Annotated in this window: 4 protein-coding genes; 3 read left to right on the forward strand and 1 reads right to left on the reverse strand. The window is 34.2% G+C overall.

The window, feature by feature from the left end; all coding sequences use genetic code 11:
• Nucleotides 1-763: 763 nt before the first annotated feature.
• The 3 genes from E1171_RS24230 (at nt 764) to E1171_RS06680 (ending at nt 3,713) form a co-directional block, all read left to right on the forward strand.
• Nucleotides 764-1,375 (forward strand): NAD(P)-dependent alcohol dehydrogenase, encoded by a 612-nt coding sequence (locus E1171_RS24230; protein ID WP_222931426.1) that lies wholly within the window; start codon nt 764-766, stop codon nt 1,373-1,375.
• A gap of 46 nt (nt 1,376-1,421) precedes the next feature.
• Nucleotides 1,422-1,745: a zinc-binding dehydrogenase gene (locus E1171_RS24235; protein ID WP_343031304.1), complete on the forward strand. Its 324-nt coding sequence runs from the start codon at nt 1,422-1,424 to the stop codon at nt 1,743-1,745.
• Between the two features lie 153 nt (nt 1,746-1,898).
• Nucleotides 1,899-3,713 carry a serine hydrolase domain-containing protein gene (locus tag E1171_RS06680; protein ID WP_155205234.1) on the forward strand — a complete coding sequence of 605 codons (1,815 nt, stop codon included), beginning with the start codon at nt 1,899-1,901 and terminating at the stop codon, nt 3,711-3,713.
• 382 nt (nt 3,714-4,095) lie between these two features.
• On the opposite strand, the gene E1171_RS06685 is transcribed toward E1171_RS06680, so the two are convergent.
• A partial coding sequence (locus E1171_RS06685; protein ID WP_155205235.1) for a DUF547 domain-containing protein occupies nt 4,096-4,700 on the reverse strand: 605 nt, incomplete at its 5' end.

The following is a 4,700-nucleotide window of genomic DNA, read 5'->3' on the forward strand; positions in this document are numbered from 1 at the left end:
TTTTCATAAATTCCGAAACATTTTTTGTAAGAATATTAGAAATCATTTAAACCCTCAAAGGGTAGAATATGTACCTGAAATAAAGGAAAATTACTTTCACTTACCCTCCTAGTTGAAGTAATGGACATAGCAGAAATACACCACATATTTTGTATATTTAGCTTGAAACATACCCCATATGTGACATACAACATTGATAGCATTTAATATAAAAGTGAAAAAAATGGCAGTAAAAAAAACAAAAGCTCCTTGGACTAAATCCCCATCAAAAAACAGTTGATCTTAATTTCAATTATTTGGGTTTTGAGCTTTACTTTATTGCTTATAGCAGCCACTGATTTATTTAGGGAAAACCTTTTTCAGCAGAAAAATTTGATTGTTAATTTTCTCTTATTGATGTCAACCTTCTCCCTATTTAAATTGTATTTGAATTATTGGAAAAAAAATAACCTGAGCTGAAGGTTGTTTCATTTAGTTCCTTTAGAATTTTAATAGGAAAATTAATCAAAAGGTGAGGTAAAATTGAAAGAGAAATAAATAATACAATTTATTTTACTAATGGGAGGAATGAAAATCCACTACATAAACCTATTGATTTAAGAAAATCCATTGTAGACTAAAATAGCAAAATGCTAACACTATGTAAAAATAATAACAACCCTAGCCCTGCAGCAGAAACTCAAACTACAATTTTCACATTGATCCATGTGCGTCACTAGTAAAGTATAGGAAAGCCCTTGATTGAAACATAAAATAATTTAAAATGAAAGCTGCTGTCTATGAAAGATATGGCCCCCCAGAGGTTCTACAGATTAAGGAGGTTGCAAAACCTGTCCCAAAGGATAATGAGGTATTAATCAAAATTTTTGCAACTACCGTAACCGCAGAAGACCCAAAACAAAGAGGTCTTTCTTTTCCTCCTTTAATTCGAATCCCTTTTGGAATAATGTTTGGCTTTAAAAAACCTAGAAAAAAAATCTTGGGTTTTGAATTAGCTGGCGAAATAAAATCCTTAGGAAGGAATGTAAAACGGTTCAACATTGGGGACAAAGTTTATGGGTACACGGGCTTGAGTTTTGGGGCTTACGCTGAATACAAGTGTATGCCAGAGAATGGTTTGTTCTCAAAAATGCCAACCAATTTGAACTATGAGGAGGCAGCTGCAATACCAAATGGTACGCTAACCTCCCTGGTTTTTCTTAAAAAGAAGGGGGGCATTCAACCAGGGGAAAAAGTACTTATTTATGGGGCATCTGGAGCCGTAGGTACAGCTTCTGTACAGCTTGCCAAGTATTTTGGGGCATCTGTAACAGGTGTTTGCAGCACTAAGAACTTAGACCTGGTAAAGTCTTTAGGCGCTGATAAAGGTAATTGATTATACAGAAGAAGACTTTACCCAATCTGGTGAAACCTTTGACATCATTTTTGACACAGTCGGCAAGACCTCCCTTTTAAAGTGTAAAAAAATGTTAAATGAAGGCGGACGCTACCTTTTAACTGAATTTGGGTTAACTGAAATTATGCAAATGCTATGGACCTCTATGGTAGGAAGGAAAAAAGTGATAGGAGCAGCTTCAAATCTTAGTTGGAAGACGGAAGACTTACATTTCCTAAATAAAATTATTGAAGAAGGTATGCTCAAACCGGTTATTGATAGAAAATATCCTTTGGAACAGATTGTTGATGCTCATAGGTATGTCGAACAAGGCCACAAAAAAGGAAATGTAGTCATCTCGATAGATTGAGAAACAAAAATATACTAACGAACAATATTGCATTTGGTATAAGGTCCCCTATTTGTCACACTATTCTTTTAGGCTGCTCAACAAACAACCCATTAAGCTATATCATATTGAAAAACAGTTTTTTAAACATATTTTATTCAATAACTTCACTGCATGATTAAATATTTATCTTTACTTTTTATATTCTTCTTTTCCCTAACATTGAAGGCGCAAGATAATGATAAATTAGAATGGGAATTGCAAAGGGCTCTTGAAAATGAAAACCTTAAAGGGGCTGTTTGGTCTATGCTTTCTGATAATAAAATTACAATGGGAGCAGTAGGCTTGAAAGATGTAGGTTTGGGAGAAAAATTAACGGTAAAAAATAAAGTACAAATTGGTTCGATTACAAAAACCCTAATCGCTACAGGAATCTTACGGTTGGCAAGTCAAGGTAAGTTAGCAATTGATTCTCCAGTGAATAAACTTTTAACCGACCTTTCATTTGACAATCCTTGGGAAAAGACGAATCAAGTAACTATAAGACATTTGTTAAATCATACCTCTGGTTTAGAGGATGCAAGGTTTTGGCAAATTTTCAGTAAGAAACCCACTCCCTACACCCCTCTAGAGTCCGTCTTTAAAAAAAATCCTTCCGTGCTAAAAATCCGGACAAAACCGGGAAAACGATTTTCCTATTCTAATATGGGATATTGTATGCTTGGATTGATTATCGAAAGGGTAACAGGAGAACCTTATGAGGAATATCTTGATGCAAATTTGCTGAAGCCCTTGGGAATGAATAATAGTACTTTTCAATTTTTGTCCCAGGAAGGAACTTACACCGACCCTGCTCTGGCTATGGGACACTTTGATGATGGTACAACTCAAAAAAACTTGCCCATGTACCTTAGGCCTGCGGGGCAGTTCTCTACAACGGCTGGCGATATGGCTTTATTTGCTAAATTTTTAATGAGTGATGGTTTAATAGATGGAAAAATTTTTGTTGAAAAAAGATTATTAAACCAAATGGGCAAACCAACATCAACAGAAGCTAACGAAAATGGCCTAAGTTCAGGATACCAATTTGGTTTAAGTTATAGAGACCGTTATGGAGTTGTAGGCTATTTTCATCGAGGAAATATAATTGGGTATAGAGCAACATTTTATTTGTTTCCTGAACAAAACAAAGCTTTCTTTATCAGTTTTAATACAGATAGTGAAACCGCAGATTATCAAATGTTTAACGCAATTTTTATAAACCAATTAGGAATAGAAAAACCGAAAAAAGAAATACCAACCGTAAACCTACCCCTTAATATTGAAGAATTTGAAGGATACTACAGATTGAAACCGATTCGATTTCAAATGTTTGCTTATGCGGAATTGCTTTTCAATTCAATAAAGGTGATTCAAACAAATAATACGCTGACTATTCAATCGCTCCAAAATGATAGTTATGAACTTTTACCTTTAAGTGAAAACCTTTTCAAAAAACAAGACAGAGTGAAGGCTTCACATGTTTTATATGAATTGGAGGACACCAAAATACTCAGTGATGGTCTAAAAACTTATGAAAAAATAAGTCCATTTTACCTGATTACTATGTGGATAAGCTTGATACTTGGGTCATTAGGAATATTAATTATTTTGATTAAAGGTCTACTATTGTTCCTGCGCAAGAAACTATTTGAAAGTAAGCAAGTTATTACAATTCCATTTTTATCTATTGTCAGCTTATTCATTACTATCCCTTTCCTTGTGAATCAGTCCTTTTTAGAAATAGGAGATCTAACTTTTACAAATGCTTCCATGGCGCTTGTTTCTGGAATTTTACCTTTTGCAATGATTATAGGGTTGATTAAAAGCTGGCAAAATAAGGTGATTAAGAAAGTATTAACAATCGATTTAATAGGAATGTTATTCGCCCTCCAATGGACAATTATTTTAGTTATTTGGGGAGTGATTCCCTTTATGCTATGGATATAGTTAAGGTCAATTGGTAAAAAAAACAATTATTTTTTGCTGCAATTGGCTTTTAAAGTCCTGCTCTTCAATATTTTTATCATTCGTAGCCTCCAGCTTTGAACTCAAATAGGACCTCGATCAGGCTTCCAAAACTCCATTTTCACTTCAAAACAATAAATTTAGACAAGCTCTAAAGATATCTCATCCTCTCACCTATTTATGGAAAAGTAGGGCCATTTTCCAAAACAGGCTCCCTTCACTCCTTTTCTGCAGCAAGAATAAATATCATTCCTAAAATTGCAATTTCGCACTTTCTCATCTTCACCTCAATCAGAAGCTGGGATTTTCCTTTGGCCTATTGAAAACTTCTCCTTCAAGTACCATGGATTTTGGACATGCAATTTCAGGAAACTTCTGTTATTAAATTTCTTTCAGCATAATTATCTAATTGTTCTTCCCAAGAATAATCCTTATAGATCAGTTTGTATGCACTAAAGTCTTTGCCAAGTTGCTGGTTTATTATTTTTCTGACTCCTTTTGTTCCTCCGAAATCCTTTAAAAACCACTTGAATAATTTACTAATGTGTACCTCTTTTTTATGATCTATGATTTCAGTGTCTCCCTCAATAAAAGAAAGGGCTGCAAATTCCAACTGTTGTTCTAGTTGACCCACAGAATAAAATGCGATAGGAGGACAGCTCTTAGCACCACAGTTCAGGGCAAAATGAATCCGGTAATCAATGAAATTCACTGCCCATTTTTTAATCAAGGAGGAAGTAAATGGGTTGGACAAATATCCCAATGAATATTTATAACGGAAACGCCTTAAGATACCATGTTCAATATCATCAAGGCTGAATTTCTGTCCAGCTATAGTAATGTATTTTTCACTGAAGATCTTTGGTTTCTTAAGATTATTGTATTTTCTCAAAATCTGAAAAAATGAATTATAAGTATTTATCCAAAAGGCTTTTTTATGAGTGTCATCAGGGAGTTGTTTTTCGAGCT

Source organism: Xanthovirga aplysinae (assembly GCF_009711365.1).
GTDB lineage: Bacteria > Bacteroidota > Bacteroidia > Cytophagales > Cyclobacteriaceae > Xanthovirga > Xanthovirga aplysinae.